We start from the raw sequence: 18,369 nt of genomic DNA on the forward strand, positions 1-18,369 counted from the left end.
GTATCCCATTTTTTGCAGCGATGAATGACAGGGATACGTGTTCAAAGAACAGATGTCAATGCACTTAGCACAACGTAGCGATAATCACTCTGTCAGCATTAAAATATGCCGTCACGTTAGCACCTTCTTCCAGCGTGGCGGTCTCTTCAACGGGCAGGGTGGCGCACAACGTCTGGCCGTCAGGTAATGTCATGAGGACTTCGCACTGCTCGGCGCCGCGTTCAATATGGCTGATGGTTCCCTGAAGCTGGTTGTCGGCAGCCCGGGCAATCGCCTCGTCCTGGGTAATGCCAACCCACGGCGCTTTCAGTAGGATCAGGACTTCTTTACCTTCATCAAGGCCAAGACGCTCGCCGCTTTGCGCAGTGATGGCGACCTTCAGTCGCGTTTCGCCGTCGGCCAGCAGCACATCGACATGCTGTTGAACCTGATCGTGATCGCGCGCGGTAATGGTGCCGAACCACTGGTTACGGGCGCTGGTTTGCAAAGAGAAACGGGAAATGGCGGCCAGCAGGCTGTCGAGCGGCAGGGCGTCGTCGTCGCTCAGCACGTCGAACGCTTTTTGCTGAATCTGGGCGAGCAAATCGTAAAGCTGGATCAGGCGCTGACCGTAGCGAGTCAGTATCGCGCCGCCGCCGCCTTTGCCGCCCGTTGCGCGCTCGACGAGCGTCTGCTCGCTGAGTTGATTCATCTCGTTAATGGCATCCCAGGCGCTTTTGTAGCTGATGCCCGCATCTTTCGCCCCCTGGCTGATGGAGCCGGAAAGCGCGATATGCTTGAGCAGCGAAATGCGGCGGGGGTCCGCAAACAATTTTTGTTGAAGTTTGAGTGTAAGGAGGATTTCGGCCTGCATAACAAGATCCTGGCAAAAGGGTTATTGTGACGGAAAACCGCTTCCGCGCAAAGTCGACCGCACAAAAGGGGAGTGCTTTTCTCATTTATGCAGTTAGAATATCAAAAGAATCCTATCTGGAGTTGACCATGTTAGAGTTATTGAAAAGTCTGGTATTCGCCGTAGTCATGGTTCCGGTGGTCATGGCCATCATTCTGGGGCTGATTTACGGTCTGGGTGAAGTGTTCAACATTTTCTCCGGTATCGGTCAGAAAGACCAGTCCAGACAGAACCATTGATTTTTAAACGCCCGCTCAGTCGGGCGTTTTACTTTCTTCGACTTTCAGGCCGCATTTTTGTTGGCTGTGCCTGTGAGTCTCAGCGCAACCCGAAATCCATTGGGTAGCGCCCCTCAAGATCCTGCTTTTTCTGCCGATATTTTCTTTGCGTAACCTCAATTGGGTATCAATAACTTCTGGGAAAAACCTTATTTTCTCGCTATATTTGCGCCTACATAACGACACTCAAAGGAGTTACAGATGGCACGTACATGGTTACGCCTGTTTGCTGGGGCAACATTATCTCTGACTGTTGCCGGACATGCGCTGGCGGATGAAGGGAAAATCACCGTATTCGCGGCGGCTTCGCTGACCAACGCAATGCAGGATATTGCGGTTGAATACAAAAAAGAGAAGAACGTTGACGTTGTCTCTTCATTTGCCTCTTCTTCTACGCTGGCTCGCCAGATTGAAGCGGGAGCGCCAGCGGATCTGTTTATCTCTGCTGACCAGAAATGGATGGATTACGCGGTAGACAAAAAAGCGATTGATACCGCAACGCGTGAAACGCTGCTTGGCAACAGCCTGGTTGTGGTCGCGCCAAAAGCCAGTGAACAGAAAGACATCACCATCGACAGCAAAACCAACTGGACGACTCTGCTGAATGGCGGTCGTCTGGCGGTGGGCGACCCGGAACACGTTCCGGCTGGCATTTATGCAAAAGAAGCGCTGCAAAAACTGGGCGCATGGGATACCCTGGCGCCGAAACTGGCTCCTGCGGAAGACGTGCGTGGCGCACTGGCGCTGGTGGAGCGTAGCGAAGCACCGCTGGGCATCGTTTACGGTTCTGATGCCGTTGCCAGCAAAGGCGTGAAAGTGGTTGGCACGTTCCCGGAAGATTCCCATAAGAAAGTGGAATACCCGATCGCGATTGTTGATGGACACAAAAACGCAACGGTCAGCGCGTTCTATGACTACCTGAAAGGACCGCAGGCTTCCGAAATCTTTAAACGTTATGGATTTACGACGAAGTAATGATACTGACTGATCCAGAATGGCAGGCCGTTCTACTGAGCCTGAAAGTTTCTTCCCTGGCCGTGTTGTTTAGTCTGCCGTTTGGGATCTTTTTTGCCTGGTTACTTGTGCGATGCAAGTTTCCAGGCAAAGCGTTGCTCGACAGCGTACTGCATCTGCCGCTGGTTTTACCGCCCGTGGTGGTCGGTTATCTGCTGCTTATCGCGATGGGCCGACGCGGATTTATTGGTCAGTGGCTTTATGACTGGTTCGGCATTACCTTTGCCTTTAGCTGGCGAGGCGCCGTGCTGGCGGCGGCGGTGATGTCTTTCCCGTTAATGGTTCGCGCTATTCGTCTGGCGCTTGAAGGGGTCGACATTAAGCTGGAGCAGGCCGCCAGAACGCTGGGCGCAGGACGCTGGCGTGTTTTCCTCACCATTACGCTACCGCTGACATTGCCTGGCATCATCGTCGGGACCGTGCTGGCGTTTGCCCGTTCGCTCGGCGAGTTCGGCGCTACCATCACTTTCGTGTCTAACATTCCGGGTGAAACCCGCACCATTCCTTCCGCGATGTATACCCTGATCCAGACCCCTGGCGGCGAAAGCGCGGCGGCGAGATTGTGCATTATTTCTATTGTGCTGGCGCTGATCTCATTGTTGATTTCGGAATGGCTGGCGCGTATCAGCCGTGAGCGCGCGGGGAGATAAACATGCTGGAACTCAATTTCTCCCAGACGCTGGGCACCCACTGTCTGACGCTCAATGAAACGCTACCTGCCAATGGGATCACCGCTATTTTTGGCGTTTCCGGCGCCGGGAAAACATCGCTGATCAATGCCATCAGCGGACTGACGCGCCCGCAAAAAGGGCGCATTGTGCTCAATGGTCGCGTGCTTAATGATGTTGAAAATGGCATCTGCCTGACGCCGGAAAAACGGCGCGTCGGTTATGTGTTCCAGGATGCCCGACTGTTTCCGCATTACAAAGTGCGCGGCAATCTGCGCTATGGCATGGCGAAAAGCATGGCCGGACAGTTCGACAAGCTGGTGGATCTGCTCGGTATCGAACCTTTGCTGGAACGTTTGCCAGGCAGCCTTTCCGGCGGGGAAAAACAGCGTGTGGCGATTGGCCGCGCGTTGCTGACCGCGCCGGAGCTACTGTTGCTTGATGAGCCGCTGGCTTCGCTGGATATTCCGCGCAAACGCGAACTGCTGCCGTATCTGCAACGCCTGGCGCGCGAAATTAATATCCCCCTGCTGTACGTCAGCCACTCGCTGGACGAGATTTTACATCTGGCGGACAGAGTCATGGTGCTGGAAAACGGGCAGGTGAAAGCGTTTGGCGCGCTGGAAGAAGTCTGGGGCAGCAGTGTGATGCACCCGTGGCTGCCGAAAGAGCAGCAGAGCAGCATCCTGAAAGTGAGCGTGCTGGAGCATCATCCGCATTATGCAATGACCGCGCTGGCGCTGGGCGATCAGCACCTGTGGGTCAACAAACTGGAAGAGCCGCTGCAAACCGTGCTGCGTATTCGTATTCAGGCCTCGGACGTGTCGCTGGTATTACAACCACCGATGCAAACCAGTATCCGTAATATCCTGCGGGCAAAAGTGGCAAACTGTTATGACGATAACGGGCAGGTGGAAGTCCAGCTTGAAGTCGGCGGGAAAACGCTGTGGGCGAGAATCAGCCCGTGGGCCAGGGATGAGCTGGGCATCAAACCTGGCCTGTGGCTGTACGCGCAAATCAAGAGTGTTTCAATTACCGCCTGATTACAGCAGGTGGGTATAAATAAACTTCGCAATGCTGTCCGTGGTGTTATCGCCGATCACGATATTCGCCCGCGTTTTCACCGCGTCGTCAGCATTGCCCATCGCGACGCCGGTGCCTGCCGCTTCCAGCATACTGATATCATTGTAGTTATCGCCAAACGCCACCACATTCTCCATCGACCAGCCCTGCGCTTCAATCCACTGGGTAAGGCGCTTCCCTTTGCTGTTCCCTTTACGCGCGATATCCACCTGATCGTGCCAAGACCATTCGCACTCCAGACCCAGCTGATGCTCAACCTGCTGCACGAACTGTTGCAGTTTTGGCAGATTTTCATCGGTCAGCGCGAATTTCCAGACGGCGTTGACGTCGCGTGCCGACTGCGCCAGCGACGGCACCTGAGTAAAGGTCGGGCGCTGTTCCGGCGGCAGCGTCTGCGCCCAGTTAGCGGTACGGATCACATGGCCGGTCGGGCGTTCATAAACCATCGCGTCATCAACGTACATCAGACCGTGAATCTGATGCGCATCCAGCAGATCAATCAGTTGCAATGCCTGATCGACAGGCAGCGGATCGGCCTCAAGAACATTTTTTGCTTGATAATCATACAAGTAAGTACCGTTACAGCAAATTGCAGGTGTATCCAGCGCCAGTGCCTGATAAAAAGGATGAATCGCAACGTGATGACGGCCAGTGACGATGATAAGTTGGTAGCCTGCCTCTCTGGCGCGAGAAAGCGCCTCAAGCGAGGAGGGGAGCAATGTTTTTTTCGGCGTCAGTAAGGTGCCGTCTAAATCCAGGGCAATCACACGAGCGGTCATAGGGAGTTCCAGATTAAGGTTGAGAATTTTGCCTGTGGGAATGGTACACCGAGACGGTTGGCCGGACAAAATTCTGAGCGTTAATTCAGCATTCACCGTTAAAAGCGTCTACGTTAAGCTGTATTCCGCAATTGCAGACAGTTGCCATAAGGAAGGAGTAGTCATGAAGCAAACCGTTTATACCGCCAGCCCTGAGAGCCAGCAAATTCACGTCTGGAGCCTGAATCATGACGGCTCGCTGAAGCTGGTGCAGGTGGTTGATGTACCGGGGCAGGTTCAGCCGATGGTGGTCAGCCCTGATAAGCGCTATCTCTATGTTGGCGTCCGTCCTGAGTTCCGCGTGCTGGCTTACCGTATTGCGCCGGATGACGGCGCGCTGACCTTCGCGGCGGAGTCCGCTCTGCCGGGTAGCCCAACCCATATCTCTACCGATCATCAGGGCCGTTTTGTGTTTGTTGGCTCGTACAATGCCGGTAACGTCAGCGTGACCCGTCTGGATGATGGCCTGCCGGCTGGCGTGGTGGATGTCGTTGAAGGGCTGGAAGGGTGCCACTCAGCGAATATCTCGCCGGATAACCGGACGCTGTGGGTGCCTGCGCTGAAGCAGGATCGCATTTGCCTGTTTACGCTCAGCGACGACGGCAAACTGGTCGCCCAGGAACCGGCGGAAGTCACCACCGTTGAGGGGGCCGGGCCGCGCCATATGGCGTTCCACCCGAACCAGCAATATGCCTACTGCGTGAATGAACTGAACAGCTCTGTTGATGTCTGGGAGCTGAAAGATCCGCACGGCAATATTGAATGCGTGCAGACGCTGGATATGATGCCTGCCGATTTTTCTGACACGCGTTGGGCGGCGGATATCCATATTACGCCGGATGGCCGTCATCTGTATGCCTGCGACCGTACCGCCAGCCTGATTACCGTTTTTAGCGTTTCTGAAGACGGCAGCGTACTGACGAAAGAGGGCTTCCAGCCGACTGAAACGCAGCCGCGCGGCTTTAACGTCGATCATAGCGGTAAGTACCTGATTGCCGCCGGGCAGAAGTCACACCATATTGCGGTGTATGCCATTGCCGGTGAGCAGGGGCTGCTGACGGAGAAAGGCCGTTATGCGGTAGGCCAGGGGCCAATGTGGGTCGTGGTTAACGCGTATTAATATTCCGTGACGTTGTGCCCGGTGGCGCTCGCTTACCGGGCCGTCGGCCGGATACGGCGTTATTGTTGTCGCTGTGGTTCAGCAAAGGGCGTCCACAGCGTGTCTTTATCATCGGCCCAGACATTCAAAAGCAGAGAGAAAAAACGCTCTGCCGGAGGAGAGAGAACGGCGTCTTTGCGCCGGATAATCCCTAACGTGCGTCTGATAACGGGTTCGATCAACGGGATTCCGATAAGCGTGGGATGCACTGTCTGAGGCATTGCCAGCCCCGGCAGCGCAGAAATACCCAGCCCGGCCTCAACCAGCCCAAGCGAGGTCGATAAATGACGAACCTCGTAAAACCAGTCCAGCTTCCAGGGTTTATCCGCCAGATTGTGCTCAATAAGCAGCCTGTTACCGCTGGATGACCGCACGCCAATCAATTTGTAGCCCACCAACTCCTGCCATTCGACCAGTTGCTTACTGGCTAAGGGATGGTTTCGTCGACAGGCCAGAACAAACGGTTCATTCACCAGCGGGGTGAAGTCAATAGCAGAATTTGTGATGCTGTTCATATTTATGCCGAAATCAGCTTCGTTACCCAACACCGATTCCATGCAGTTGTTCGTACCTTTTTCAAGAATTCGTATTTTGATATTGGGGTACAACTCATTAAATTTTCCGATAGCAAGGGGTAAAAAATAGAAAACAGCGGTCGGAATACAGGACAATGTGATCGTGCCGTGGTGATAAGCATTCATTTCGCGAACATTAAAAAGAGCTTCATCCAGTTTTCTTATTAATTCTCTGGCTTCCGGTAACAGCATCCTCCCCGCTTTTGTTAATTCTACTTTACGTGTTGTTCTCTCAAAAAGCAGGGTATGTAAATCATCTTCCATCTTTTTTATTCTGCGAGTTAATGCAGGTTGCGTAATGTTAAGTAATTTAGCGGCTTTGTTAAATGATCCTGCCTCTGCCAGTGTGACAAATGCCTTCATACTTGATAATTCGTGTTTCATCATAACTCCAGAAAATAGAATCCAGGGATTCCCTGATTTGCTGCCCCAGGAGAGAAAAACGTAGTTTATATGTAAATTATCCGTCTTGATTAATGCAAATAAATTATCAATCATAAATTTAAAGTCATTAGCCTCTCTATTCTGCGCGTGCAACCATGTCCTCATTAACGCTAATGTTTTTTAATTGAGGGCAATGTTATGAAAAAAATTCCCTGCACGTTGATGCGAGGGGGAACATCCAGAGGGGCGTTTTTATTAGCAGAACACCTTCCTGAGGAGAGACAGCGGCGCGATGCCATATTGATGGCAATTATGGGATCGGGGAATGAACTGGAAATAGATGGCATTGGCGGCGGTAATCCGTTGACCAGTAAAGTGGCCATTATCCGTCGTTCGGATGACTCAAAAGCAGATATCGACTATTTATTTGCTCAGGTTCTGGTACATGAACACCGCGTTGATACCACGCCGAACTGTGGAAATATGCTTTCCGCGGTAGGCGCATTTGCGATTGAACATGGCTTAATTGAGACTACGCCGCCCGTCACGCGCGTGCGTATACGTAATGTAAATACAAATACGTATATCGAAGCGGACGTGCAGACGCCGGACGGCGCCGTTGAGTACGAAGGCCAGGCAAAAATCGATGGCGTACCGGGAACGGCCGCGCCCGTGGCACTCACGTTTTTGAACGCTGCTGGCGCCAAAACCGGGCAAATTTTTCCGACCGGTCATCGTGTCGATCATTTTAATTCCGTTGCCGTCACCTGTATTGATATGGCGATGCCGGTGGTCATTATCGCTGCCGAAGATGTCGGTAAAACGGGTTATGAATCCCCTGCGGAACTCGATGCCGATACTGAATTATTGCGCCGCATTGAATCCATCCGTTTGCAGGCGGGTAAAGCGATGGGGTTAGGCGACGTCAGCAATATGGTTATTCCTAAACCGATGCTTATTTCCCCGGCCAGACGGGGCGGGACGATCAATGTGCGCTATTTTATGCCGCACTCCTGCCATAAGGCGCTGGCGATTACTGGTGCTATCGCGCTTGCCAGTAGTTGTGCGACAGAAGGGACGGTCGCCCACCGGATGACGCAATTGACGGACTATGGCGATATAAATATCGAACACCCGGGCGGATGCCTTGATATTCATTTAACAAATGAAGGTAATGAGCCTTCTTCAATACGCGCTTCTGTTATTCGCACAGCAAGAAAGATTTTTGCAGGTGAAGTTTATATTCCTGAATGATGTTGATCTCATTTCGCTGTGATTAAGGAAAATCAAACAATGCCTTTTCTGTATAACGAATACAGATAAATCAGGGTGCAAAAAATGAATAAAAAATCTATATGGAAGCTAATTATTATATTAGCGATCCCGTGTATTATTGGCATAATTCCCGCGCCAGCCGGTCTGAGTGAACTCGCCTGGGTTCTCTTTGGCATCTATCTTGCGGCAATCGTGGGGCTGGTGATAAAACCGTTTCCCGAACCCGTTGTATTATTGATTGCCGTCGCGGCATCGATGGTCGTGGTTGGAAATTTAAGTGAAGGGGCGTTTAAAACGACCAGCGTGCTCAGCGGTTATGCCTCTGGAACAACGTGGCTGGTGTTTTCTGCGTTTACGTTAAGCGCCGCGTTTGTCACTACTGGCCTGGGTAAACGCATTGCGTATATTCTGATTGGTAAGATCGGGAATACCACGCTGGGGCTGGGCTACGTCACGGTTTTTCTCGATCTGGTTCTCTCTCCGGCAACGCCGTCAAACACGGCGCGCGCAGGCGGCATTGTTTTACCGATCATCAACAGTGTGGCCGTTGCGCTGGGTTCTGAGCCTGAAAAAAGCCCCCGTCGTGTCGGTCATTACTTAATGATGTCCGTGTATATGGTCACGAAAACGACCAGTTATATGTTTTTTACCGCAATGGCAGGGAACATACTGGCGCTGAAAATGATCAACGATATTTGCCATCTGCAATTAAGCTGGGGAGGATGGGCGCTGGCAGCAATGGTGCCGGGCATCATTATGTTACTGGTGACGCCGCTGGTGATTTATACCATGTATCCACCGGAAATTAAAAAGGTTGATAATAAGACGATCGCGAAAGCCGGGCTTCAGGATCTCGGGCCAATGAAAGGCCGTGAGAAATTACTGCTGGGTATTTTTGTCCTCGCGCTGTCAGGCTGGATTTTCAGTAAACAACTTGGCGTGGATGAATCAACCGTTGCGATTGTGGTGATGGGCGCGATGTTGTTACTGGGCGTGGTGAGCTGGGATGATGTCGTTAAAAATAAGGGCGGCTGGAATACATTAATCTGGTACGGCGGTATCATTGGCTTAAGCTCTTTATTATCGAAAGTGAAGTTTTTTGACTGGCTGGCTGAACTGTTTAAAAACAATCTCTCTTTTGATAATCATGGTAACGTGGCGTTCTTCGTCATTTTGTTCCTGAGTATTATTGTCCGTTATTTCTTTGCCTCCGGTAGCGCTTATATTGTGGCGATGATGCCGGTATTTGCCATGCTGGCGAATGTCTCTGGCGCGCCATTAATGCTAACCGCGCTGGCCTTATTATTCTCCAACTCTTATGGCGGAATGGTCACGCACTATGGCGGTGCCGCTGGCCCGGTTATTTTCGGGGTCGGTTATAACGATATTAAGTCCTGGTGGCTCGTCGGCGCGGTTCTGACCATCTTAACGTTCCTGGTACATATCACGATTGGTATCTGGTGGTGGAACATGTTGATTGACTGGAACATGCTGTAATCAACCGTCAGCGTTCATTTTTATTATTAATGACATGGTCTGTTGTTCGTGCATGGAAACATGCACGGCAATGTGGAGTAACGAATGATTAAGTTATATGACAAAGGGATTTATCTCTCCGGTAACAATGAGATAATTGCAGAAGAACAGTATTGCGGTAATGTACAAAAAGAGGAAGCCAAAAAAGGCACCATAGCATGGTCCATTCTTGCGTCTCATAATACGTCAGGAAATATGGATAAACTTAAAATCAAGTTTGATTCGTTAACCTCCCACGATATTACCTATGTAGGCATAATTCAGACCGCGAAAGCGTCCGGGATGGCGCGTTTTCCATTACCTTATGTTCTCACAAACTGTCATAACTCATTATGCGCCGTTGGTGGAACCATTAATGGCGATGATCATCTTTTTGGACTCTCCGCTGCGCAGCGCTATGGCGGTATTTATGTGCCGCCCCATATTGCGGTCATCCACCAATATATGCGCGAGATGATGGCGGGCGGTGGAAAAATGATTTTAGGCTCAGACAGCCACACGCGCTATGGCGCGCTGGGGACGATGGCCGTAGGGGAGGGCGGAGGTGAACTCGTCAAACAACTGTTGAATGATAGCTGGGATATCGATTATCCGGGCGTCGTGGCGGTATATCTGACGGGAAAACTGGCGCCAGGCGTTGGCCCGCAGGATGTGGCGTTAGCCATCATTGGCGCCGTATTTAAAAATGGCTATGTCAAAAATAAGGTCATGGAATTTGTGGGGCCGGGCATTAGCGCAATGTCCACGGATTTCCGTAACAGTTTTGATGTCATGACCACGGAGACGACCTGCCTGAGTTCGGTGTGGCAAACGGATGATGAGACCCGTAGCTGGCTGGCGTTACATGGCCGTGAACCGGACTATCGACAGCTGAATCCGCAGCCAATGGCCTGGTACGATGGCTGTATTTATGTTGATTTGAGCACAATTAAACCGATGATCGCGCTACCTTTCCATCCGAGTAATGTGTATGAAATCGACACATTAAATGAGAATTTGACGGATATTCTGCACCAGGTAGAAATTGAGTCTGCGCGCATTGCCCGTGGGAAAGCCAAAATCTCACTGCTGGATAAAGTTGAGAAGGGAAGATTAAAGGTTCAGCAGGGAATTATTGCCGGATGCTCAGGCGGTAACTATGAGAACGTCATTGCGGCGGCGAATGCGTTGCGCGGTAAATCGTGTGGTAACGAGACGTTCTCACTCGCGGTTTACCCCTCTTCACAGCCTGTATTTATGGATCTGGCGAAAAAAGGCGTGGTGGCCGATTTAACTGGCGCGGGCGCAATCATCAGAACCGCTTTCTGCGGCCCATGCTTTGGCGCTGGCGATACGCCCTTTAACAACGGGCTGAGCATTCGCCACACCACCCGTAACTTCCCGAACCGTGAAGGTTCGAAACCGGGTAATGGTCAAATGTCCGCGGTTGCGCTGATGGATGCGCGTTCTATTGCGGCGACGGCAATAAATGGGGGCTATCTGACCTCCGCCGCTGAACTGGACTGCTGGGAAAACGTTCCTGACTATGCGTTTGATCCTACTCCGTACAAAAACCGTGTCTATCAGGGTTTTGTTAAAGGGGCGACGCAGCAATCGCTCATCTATGGCCCGAATATTAAAGACTGGCCGGCGCTGGGGGCGCTGACGGAAAATATTCTGCTCAAGGTGGCGTCAAAAATTCTTGATGAAGTTACAACGACGGATGAGCTGATTCCGTCCGGGGAGACCTCCTCTTTTCGCTCAAATCCGGTTGGTCTGGCGGAGTTCACCCTGTCACGCCGCGATCCAGACTATGTTGGCCGAAGCAAAGCAACCGCGACGCTGGAAAAACAGCGTCTGGCAGGCGAGGTGAGTGAGTTGGAGCCGGTCTTTGCCCGTATTCGCACAATTGCGGGCCAGGAAACCACCGATCCGTTAGCCACCGGGATTGGCAGCATGATTTATGCCGTTAAGCCGGGAGACGGTTCCGCGCGTGAACAGGCGGCAAGCTGTCAGCGCGTGATTGGCGGTCTGGCGAATATAGCCCAGGAGTATGCGACGAAACGCTACCGTTCGAATGTGATCAACTGGGGAATGTTGCCGCTGCAAATGGCGGGTGAGCCTGGCTTTGACGTCGGGGATTATATTTACATTCCTGGCGTCCGTACGGTGCTGGATCAATGCGCAACCACCTTAAAAGGCTATGTGATTCATGACGATGAAATCACGGAAATCAGTCTGTATCTGGAAAGCCTGACCGCCGAGGAACGTGAAATTATCAAAGCGGGAAGTCTGATTAATTTCAATAAAAACCGTCAGATGTAAAAAAAGGTCGTCACGCCCGGCGTGACGACCTTTTCTCTTTTATCTGGCCTGAAGAATAATCGTCAGCAGATATTATTGCTTCGGTTCGGCGACCACTTTACTGCCTAAACCCCGGTTGTTGTATTCCCACATCCGGTTAAAGTTCGTGTCGTTCAGGTTACGCTGCACCTCGTCTTTATCATCCTTCGCGCCAGTATTCCCGGCAAAAGGACGTTTGGAGATAACGGCGTCAGCCCACGGTTTCGCCATATTGAACCCTTCGTTAATCACGCTATCGCGGATAACGACCTGACCGTTGGTGTTGGCATCCACATCCAGCGAACGACCCAGTTGCGCGACGCCATCACCTGCGGCGGTAAAGCGGCTGTTGGTGGCGAGGAAACCGTAATAAATATTCGACAGCGTTGCCGGAGCGAAAACATACGCTTCCTGCTGGGTACGGGAGTTCACCACGCGGAAATCGGTGTTATCGAACACCACTGCGCCGCGACCGGAAACCATATCCACATCCCCTTCAATGTAACTGTTCGTCACCAGCGTGCGCGGTTGGCGATCGTTTTGCAGACGGTTCTGCACGCCGCTGTTGGTCACGAAGAAGGTATTCTGGCGACCCAGAATGTTCACTTTATTAATCTGCACTTTGTCGCCGTCAGTGCGTAAGGCCACTGCCGGATGGTTGCCGGCGTCAACGCTGTCACCGAGATTGTTTTCGATGGTCAGATTTTGTAACTGCAAGCCGTCATTCTGTGACCAGACCACCGCAGAACACATCACGCCAATGCTGGCGCCGCGTTTGCTCTGGCAGTTATCAAACATATACCACGCAGGTTTGCCCGGCATGTATTTACCGCCCGGGTTCACTGAACGACGCCAGTCGGTCGTGCTCATTTCGCCGTCAATCGCCTGGCCGATTTTCACATCAATCGCGTTCTCGCCCGTGCCGTACAGCGTCAGGCTGCCAGGCGCCGCCGGGATATACACGGTTCCCTGATACTCGCCCGGCATAATGGCGATGTACAGACGCTTGCTGCTGCGCTGCGTAATTGCCGCATCTACCGCCGCCTGAATGGTGGTGTGCGTCACGCCTGGCGTGCCAGCCGGGCCGACAACGAAGTCAGGTTGCGCAGGCAGCGTAATGGCGGAAGGCGTCCACGGCGCCGTATTCGGCGTCAGTGACGAGAAATAGTGTGCAGCAACGAAATTCTGCGCTTCGTTCGCCGACAGGATCGGACGCGAGGAGGTGCCTGGCGCGGTCTGATCGGATGGGATTTGATCGGGCGGCGTAGAGCTACAGGCGGTCAGCGTCACGCCAAAAGCCAGTGCCAGCGCCAGACGGGAAACCGAAAATGTGTTCACAGGTTGCTCCGGGCTTTGAAAGTTAAATTAATTCCATTGAAGCCTGCTTTTTTATACTAAGTTGAGCGAAACGGGAAGGTGAAAAGGTAAAAAGTTCTTTTTTAGACGCCGCGCACCTGATGTTCCAGGCAAGTACATCACAAATAAATAACATTCATGGCCTGTAAGATTGACAACCCCGGCAGAATAAAAAATAAATGTATAGACAACCCATGACAAGTGATGAACCCAATGGCGCAACTTTTACCTGATGACACGATCTGGCGGAATGGCCGACTGGCGACGATGGATACTGAACGCGGTAGCCCTTATGGGATGGTGGACGATCATGCGCTTGTCGTCCGCCAGGGCCGGATACTGGATATTGTGCCTGCGTCGTCGCTCAACGCCGCGCACCGCAATACCGTGGATCTGCAAGGCCGACTGGTCACGCCCGGATTGATTGACTGTCACACCCACCTGATTTTTGGCGGCACGCGCGCCGGGGAGTGGGAACAGCGGCTTAACGGCGTGTCGTACCAGCAGATCAGCGCGCAGGGCGGCGGTATCAACGCGACCGTCGCCGCGACCCGGACGGCCTCTGAAGATGAGCTTTTAGCCATTGCGCGTGCGCGGATGGCGCGGTTGCTGCAAGAAGGCGTTACGTTGCTGGAGGTGAAATCCGGCTATGGCCTGAATTTCGCCACGGAAGAGAAAATGTTGCGCGTTGCCGCTGCGCTGGCGCATGAAAACAGGGTGGAAATCAGTCCTACCCTGCTGGCGGCACATGCGACGCCAGCAGAATACCGCGACGATCCCGACGGCTATATCACGCTAGTTTGCGAAAGTATTCTGCCCGGATTATGGGCAAAAGGGCTGTTTGAGTCGGTGGATCTTTTCTGTGAAAGCGTGGGGTTTAACCTGGCGCAGAGTGAGCGGGTATTTCAGGCCGCTCAGGCGTTGGGCATTCCGGTAAAAGGGCACGTTGAGCAGCTCTCCTTGCTGGGGGGCGCACAACTGGTGAGTCGTTATCAGGGGTTATCCGCTGACCATATTGAGTATCTGGATGAGGCTGGCGTGGCGGCGATGAGTCGCAGCGGCACCGTGGGCGTTCTGCTGCCGGGGGCGTTTTATTTCCTCAAAGAGACGCAGCGCCCGCCGGTGGCGTTGCTCCGCCACTATGGCGTGCCAATGGCGGTTGCAACGGACTTTAACCCCGGCACCAGTCCGTTTATCAGTTTGCATCTGGCGATGAACATGGCTTGCGTACAGTTTGGCTTAACGCCGGAAGAGGCGTGGGCGGGCGTGACGCGGCATGCTGCGCGCGCGCTGGGGCGGCAGACGACGCATGGGCAATTGAAAGCGGGATATGTCGCTGACTTTGCCGTATGGGACGCTGAGCTTCCGGTTGAAATCCTTTATGAACCGGGGCGTAACCCGCTCTGTCACCGTGTATTCAGAGGAGAAGTAACATGACGCAATGGCAACCCGCATCCCCCACGCTCTGGCAAGGGCGTGATGACAGCGCCGAGGCGGCTAACGCGCTGCGTCTCTTTCAGACGGTGACGCGCAGCCCGACGTTTTCTCCCGAAATGTATCGTGAAAAAATCGCCTTGCTCGGCTTTGCCTGTGACGAAGGCGTGAAGCGAAACCAGGGGCGGCCTGGCGCCGCTGGCGCGCCGGATGCCCTGCGCCGGGCGCTGGCGAACCTGGCCTCTCACCACGGCCACGATCGGCTGGTGGATTTAGGTAACATTATTGCGCAAGCCCCCGATCTGGAAGGCGCGCAGCAGGCGCTTCGCGATGCGGTACGGCGCTGCCAGCAGGCGGATATGCGCACGTTTGTGCTAGGCGGCGGACATGAAACGGCGTTTGGGCATGGCGCGGGACTGCTTGATGCGTTCCCGCATGCCAGAGTCGGCATTATTAATCTTGATGCGCATCTGGATCTGCGTCGGGCTGACCACGCCACCTCCGGTACGCCGTTTCGCCAGTTGGCGCAATTATGCGATGAACAGCAGCGTGAGTTTCATTACGCCTGCTTTGGCGTCAGTCGGGCGGCAAATACGCAGGCGTTATGGGATGAGGCGCAACAACGCGGAGTGACCATCGTAGAAGACGTGGATTGTGATACCGCTCAGGCGCCGTTGGCGCAGGTTATCGACAGCGTGGATAAGATCTACCTGACCATCGATCTTGATGTGTTGCCCGCCTGGGAGATGCCCGCAGTGTCTGCGCCCGCAGCGCTCGGTGTGCCGTTGGCGACGGTGATGCGGCTTGTCGATGCCGTTTGTCGCAGCGGTAAGCTACAGGCGGTGGATATGGTTGAATTTAATCCGCGCTTTGACGATGATGGCAACGCAGCGCGTGTTGCGGCACGCCTCGGCTGGCAAATCGCACACGGGTGGCGTTAATCGCGATGTTTGTCCGGCCCAGAATCGCGTTACAGGCCGGATAATGCCATCCGGCAAATAAAATCATACGCTTAAGGAAGGCTTACGCATGCTCCCATCCCGTTCTGCCCCTGTGCCTTTCTATGAAAAGGTCAAACAGACGATCAGCGACAACATCGCCAGCGGCGTCTGGCGCCCGCATGACCGTATTCCCTCGGAAGCGGAACTGGTGGCGCAATTTGGCTTCAGCCGGATGACAATCAACCGGGCGTTGCGGGAATTAACGGATGAAGGGCTGCTGGTGCGTTTACAGGGCGTCGGCACATTTGTGGCGGAACCGAAAGGGCAGTCCGCACTGTTTGAAATTCGCAGCATTGCCGATGAAATCGCCGCCCGTCACCATCAGCACCGCTGTGAGGTGCTGACGCTGGAACAGACGCAGGCGAATGCGCTTCAGGCCACTGCCCTGAATGTGCGTGAAGGCACGCTGATTTTTCATTCGGTGATGGTGCACTATGAAAACGATCTGCCGGTGCAGATTGAGGATCGCTGTGTGAACGCCAGCGTTGTACCGGATTATCTGGCGCAGGATTACAGCCAGACCACGCCTCATGCATACCTGTCGCTGATCGCCCCGCTAACGGAAGGGGAGCACATTGTGGAAGCCGTGCGCGCCACGGCGGAAGAGTGCGCGCTGCTGAACATTAAGGAGCACGATCCCTGCCTGTTAATTCATCGACGCACCTGGTCTGCGTCGCACATTGTTTCTCACGCTCGCCTGCTTTTCCCCGGTTCTCGCTACCGGTTGCAGGGCCATTTTATGTCCTGAATGACGGCGCGATAAAAAGCGTGATTGCTGACGCAATATAACAAAAATGTATCTCAGTTGTTAAAATCAGCCTTGCGACAAGTTGTATAGACAAGTATATGTTACTTATCTGTCCGATCATCGTAAGGAGTCTGGTGTCATGCCTCAAAGCAAGTATCGTCAGCAGGATATCCGCGCCCCGAGGGGAACAACCCTGACGGCAAAAAGCTGGTTAACCGAAGCGCCGCTGCGCATGTTAATGAACAACCTCGATCCCGATGTTGCCGAGAATCCGCATGAACTGGTGGTTTATGGCGGCATTGGCCGCGCGGCGCGCGACTGGGAGTGCTATGACGCCATCATCAATGCGTTGACCAAACTGGAGGCCGATGAAACCCTGCTGGTGCAGTCCGGTAAACCGGTCGGCGTGTTTAAGACCCACGAAAACGCGCCACGTGTCCTGATCGCTAACTCCAACCTGGTGCCGCACTGGGCGACCTGGGAACATTTCAATGAGCTGGACGCCAAAGGGCTGGCGATGTACGGCCAGATGACCGCCGGAAGCTGGATCTACATCGGCAGTCAGGGCATCGTGCAGGGTACCTATGAAACCTTCGTTGAAGCAGGACGGCAGCACTATCAGGGGAATTTGTCCGGGCGCTGGGTGCTGACCGCCGGGCTTGGCGGTATGGGCGGCGCACAGCCGCTGGCCGCGACGCTGGCGGGGGCGTGCTCGCTGAATATCGAATGCCAGCAAAGCCGTATTGATTTCCGTCTGCGTACCCGCTACGTCGATGAACAGGCCACCTCGCTGGACGACGCGCTGGCGCGAATTGAAAAATATACCCGCGAAGGTAAAGCCGTCTCCGTTGCGCTGTGCGCCAACGCGGCGGACGTCGTGCCGGAACTGGTAAAACGCGGCGTTCGCCCGGATCTGGTGACCGACCAGACCAGCGCGCACGATCCGCTGCACGGTTATCTGCCCTCTGGCTGGCGTTGGGAGGAGTATCAGGCGAAAGCGGCGTCAGATCCACAGGGCACGGTACAGGCGGCGAAACGCTCAATGGCGAAGCACGTACAGGCGATGCTGGCGTTCAGTGAAATGGGCGTCCCGACCTTTGATTACGGCAACAATATCCGCCAGATGGCGAAAGAGATGGGCGTAGAGAACGCCTTTGATTTTCCTGGGTTCGTTCCGGCCTATATCCGCCCGCTTTTTTGTCGGGGGATCGGCCCATTCCGTTGGGTGGCGCTTTCCGGCGATCCAGAAGATATTTATAAAACCGATGCCAAAGTCAAAGAGATTGTGGCGGATGACAAACATCTGCATCACTGGCTGGATATGGCGCGCGAACGTATTAACTTCCAGGGCTTACCGGCGCGTATTTGCTGGGTGGGGCTGGCGTGGCGGCAAAAACTGGGTCTGGCGTTTAACGAAATGGTACGCCGTGGAGAGGTCTCCGCGCCGATCGTCATTGGCCGCGATCATCTGGATTCCGGCTCCGTCGCCAGTCCAAATCGGGAGACGGAAGCGATGCGCGACGGTTCTGATGCGGTATCCGACTGGCCGTTACTGAACGCGCTGCTCAATACCGCCAGCGGTGCGACCTGGGTTTCGCTGCATCATGGCGGCGGCGTCGGTATGGGGTTCTCGCAACATGCCGGAATGGTGATTGTCTGCGACGGCACCGACGAGGCGGCAGCGCGTATCGCCAGAGTGCTGCATAACGATCCGGCGACAGGCGTGATGCGTCATGCTGACGCCGGGTATGAGATTGCGGTTGAATGCGCCGCAGAACAAGGGCTGAACTTGCCGATGATCGCGGCTACTCAAGGAAAACGCTGAT

Annotated in this window: 16 protein-coding genes; 12 read left to right on the forward strand and 4 right to left on the reverse strand. The window is 53.8% G+C overall.

Annotated elements, in window-relative coordinates; genetic code table 11:
• Window positions 1–64 precede the first annotated feature (64 nt).
• Window positions 65–853 (reverse strand): molybdenum-dependent transcriptional regulator, encoded by a 789-nt coding sequence (modE, locus tag OGX84_RS18925; RefSeq protein WP_012133223.1) that lies wholly within the window; start codon window positions 851–853, stop codon window positions 65–67.
• A 128-nt stretch (window positions 854–981) separates the two neighbouring features.
• On the opposite strand from modE, the gene OGX84_RS18930 reads away from it, so the two are divergent.
• From OGX84_RS18930 to modC, 4 genes are all read left to right on the forward strand, one after another.
• Window positions 982–1,131: an AcrZ family multidrug efflux pump-associated protein gene (locus tag OGX84_RS18930; protein ID WP_024130518.1), complete on the forward strand. Its 150-nt coding sequence runs from the start codon at window positions 982–984 to the stop codon at window positions 1,129–1,131.
• A 240-nt stretch (window positions 1,132–1,371) separates the two neighbouring features.
• Window positions 1,372–2,145: a molybdate ABC transporter substrate-binding protein gene (gene modA / locus OGX84_RS18935; protein WP_012133221.1), complete on the forward strand. Its 774-nt coding sequence runs from the start codon at window positions 1,372–1,374 to the stop codon at window positions 2,143–2,145.
• On the forward strand, window positions 2,145–2,834 hold the full coding sequence (gene modB, locus OGX84_RS18940) for a molybdate ABC transporter permease subunit (protein WP_012133220.1): 690 nt from the start codon (window positions 2,145–2,147) through the stop codon (window positions 2,832–2,834). Before modA ends, modB begins: the two co-directional genes overlap by 1 nt.
• A 2-nt stretch (window positions 2,835–2,836) precedes the next feature.
• Complete coding sequence (gene modC, locus OGX84_RS18945; RefSeq protein WP_012133219.1) at window positions 2,837–3,895, forward strand: molybdenum ABC transporter ATP-binding protein ModC; 1,059 nt, start codon at window positions 2,837–2,839, stop codon at window positions 3,893–3,895.
• Here the strand turns inward: modC and OGX84_RS18950 are convergent, their stop codons facing one another.
• Window positions 3,896–4,714, reverse strand: coding sequence for a pyridoxal phosphatase (locus OGX84_RS18950; RefSeq protein ID WP_012133218.1), 819 nt, complete (start codon window positions 4,712–4,714; stop codon window positions 3,896–3,898).
• Window positions 4,715–4,877: 163 nt separating this feature from the next.
• Between OGX84_RS18950 and pgl the strand changes: the two genes are divergently transcribed.
• Window positions 4,878–5,873, forward strand: a complete 996-nt coding sequence (gene pgl / locus OGX84_RS18955; protein WP_024130516.1) for a 6-phosphogluconolactonase — start codon at window positions 4,878–4,880, stop codon at window positions 5,871–5,873.
• Window positions 5,874–5,932: 59 nt separating this feature from the next.
• On the opposite strand, the gene OGX84_RS18960 is transcribed toward pgl, so the two are convergent.
• Window positions 5,933–6,871, reverse strand: a complete 939-nt coding sequence (locus OGX84_RS18960; RefSeq protein WP_047458020.1) for a LysR family transcriptional regulator — start codon at window positions 6,869–6,871, stop codon at window positions 5,933–5,935.
• 198 nt (window positions 6,872–7,069) lie between these two features.
• Between OGX84_RS18960 and OGX84_RS18965 the strand changes: the two genes are divergently transcribed.
• The 3 genes from OGX84_RS18965 (at window position 7,070) to OGX84_RS18975 (ending at window position 11,986) form a co-directional block, all read left to right on the forward strand.
• On the forward strand, window positions 7,070–8,125 hold the full coding sequence (locus OGX84_RS18965) for a 4-oxalomesaconate tautomerase (protein WP_115609475.1): 1,056 nt from the start codon (window positions 7,070–7,072) through the stop codon (window positions 8,123–8,125).
• 84 nt (window positions 8,126–8,209) lie between these two features.
• The gene (locus OGX84_RS18970) at window positions 8,210–9,643 is read left to right on the forward strand and encodes an anion permease (protein ID WP_230032185.1); all 1,434 of its coding nucleotides are present in this window, start codon (window positions 8,210–8,212) and stop codon (window positions 9,641–9,643) included.
• Between the two features lie 84 nt (window positions 9,644–9,727).
• Window positions 9,728–11,986: a hydratase gene (locus OGX84_RS18975; protein WP_275166439.1), complete on the forward strand. Its 2,259-nt coding sequence runs from the start codon at window positions 9,728–9,730 to the stop codon at window positions 11,984–11,986.
• Window positions 11,987–12,058: 72 nt separating this feature from the next.
• Here the strand turns inward: OGX84_RS18975 and OGX84_RS18980 are convergent, their stop codons facing one another.
• Entirely contained in the window at window positions 12,059–13,342 is a 1,284-nt protein-coding gene (locus OGX84_RS18980) for a putative acyl-CoA thioester hydrolase (RefSeq protein WP_012133211.1), read from the reverse strand.
• Between the two features lie 231 nt (window positions 13,343–13,573).
• On the opposite strand from OGX84_RS18980, the gene hutI reads away from it, so the two are divergent.
• The 4 genes from hutI to hutU all read left to right on the forward strand — a co-directional run bounded on the left by hutI (window position 13,574) and on the right by hutU (window position 18,368).
• Window positions 13,574–14,797: an imidazolonepropionase gene (gene hutI / locus OGX84_RS18985; RefSeq protein WP_275166441.1), complete on the forward strand. Its 1,224-nt coding sequence runs from the start codon at window positions 13,574–13,576 to the stop codon at window positions 14,795–14,797.
• Complete coding sequence (gene hutG, locus OGX84_RS18990) at window positions 14,794–15,735, forward strand: formimidoylglutamase (protein ID WP_012133208.1); 942 nt, start codon at window positions 14,794–14,796, stop codon at window positions 15,733–15,735. The genes hutI and hutG overlap by 4 nt, the downstream gene beginning before the upstream one ends.
• Before the next feature lie 88 nt (window positions 15,736–15,823).
• Window positions 15,824–16,543 carry a histidine utilization repressor gene (locus OGX84_RS18995; RefSeq protein WP_115626508.1) on the forward strand — a complete coding sequence of 240 codons (720 nt, stop codon included), beginning with the start codon at window positions 15,824–15,826 and terminating at the stop codon, window positions 16,541–16,543.
• A 139-nt stretch (window positions 16,544–16,682) separates the two neighbouring features.
• A complete protein-coding gene (gene hutU / locus OGX84_RS19000) occupies window positions 16,683–18,368 on the forward strand; it encodes a urocanate hydratase (RefSeq protein ID WP_012133206.1) in 1,686 nt (561 codons plus the stop codon).
• The last annotated feature ends 1 nt before the right edge of the window (window position 18,369 follow it).

Source organism: Citrobacter sp. CK202 (genome assembly GCF_030333225.1).
Classification (GTDB): Bacteria; Pseudomonadota; Gammaproteobacteria; order Enterobacterales; family Enterobacteriaceae; genus Citrobacter_B; species Citrobacter_B koseri.

Excerpts from the sequence above, each read along its gene's own strand:
- hutI (WP_275166441.1), top strand. The coding sequence starts at position 13,574 with ATGGCGCAACTTTTACCTGATGACACGATCTGGCGGAATGGCCGACTG.
- modC (WP_012133219.1), top strand. The coding sequence starts at position 2,837 with ATGCTGGAACTCAATTTCTCCCAGACGCTGGGCACCCACTGTCTGACG.
- OGX84_RS18965 (WP_115609475.1), top strand. The coding sequence starts at position 7,070 with ATGAAAAAAATTCCCTGCACGTTGATGCGAGGGGGAACATCCAGAGGG.
- OGX84_RS18930 (WP_024130518.1), top strand. The coding sequence starts at position 982 with ATGTTAGAGTTATTGAAAAGTCTGGTATTCGCCGTAGTCATGGTTCCG.
- hutU (WP_012133206.1), top strand. The coding sequence starts at position 16,683 with ATGCCTCAAAGCAAGTATCGTCAGCAGGATATCCGCGCCCCGAGGGGA.
- pgl (WP_024130516.1), top strand. The coding sequence starts at position 4,878 with ATGAAGCAAACCGTTTATACCGCCAGCCCTGAGAGCCAGCAAATTCAC.
- OGX84_RS18995 (WP_115626508.1), top strand. The coding sequence starts at position 15,824 with ATGCTCCCATCCCGTTCTGCCCCTGTGCCTTTCTATGAAAAGGTCAAA.
- modA (WP_012133221.1), top strand. The coding sequence starts at position 1,372 with ATGGCACGTACATGGTTACGCCTGTTTGCTGGGGCAACATTATCTCTG.
- OGX84_RS18975 (WP_275166439.1), top strand. The coding sequence starts at position 9,728 with ATGATTAAGTTATATGACAAAGGGATTTATCTCTCCGGTAACAATGAG.
- modE (WP_012133223.1), bottom strand. The coding sequence starts at position 853 with ATGCAGGCCGAAATCCTCCTTACACTCAAACTTCAACAAAAATTGTTT.
- OGX84_RS18950 (WP_012133218.1), bottom strand. The coding sequence starts at position 4,714 with ATGACCGCTCGTGTGATTGCCCTGGATTTAGACGGCACCTTACTGACG.
- hutG (WP_012133208.1), top strand. The coding sequence starts at position 14,794 with ATGACGCAATGGCAACCCGCATCCCCCACGCTCTGGCAAGGGCGTGAT.
- modB (WP_012133220.1), top strand. The coding sequence starts at position 2,145 with ATGATACTGACTGATCCAGAATGGCAGGCCGTTCTACTGAGCCTGAAA.
- OGX84_RS18970 (WP_230032185.1), top strand. The coding sequence starts at position 8,210 with ATGAATAAAAAATCTATATGGAAGCTAATTATTATATTAGCGATCCCG.
- OGX84_RS18960 (WP_047458020.1), bottom strand. The coding sequence starts at position 6,871 with ATGAAACACGAATTATCAAGTATGAAGGCATTTGTCACACTGGCAGAG.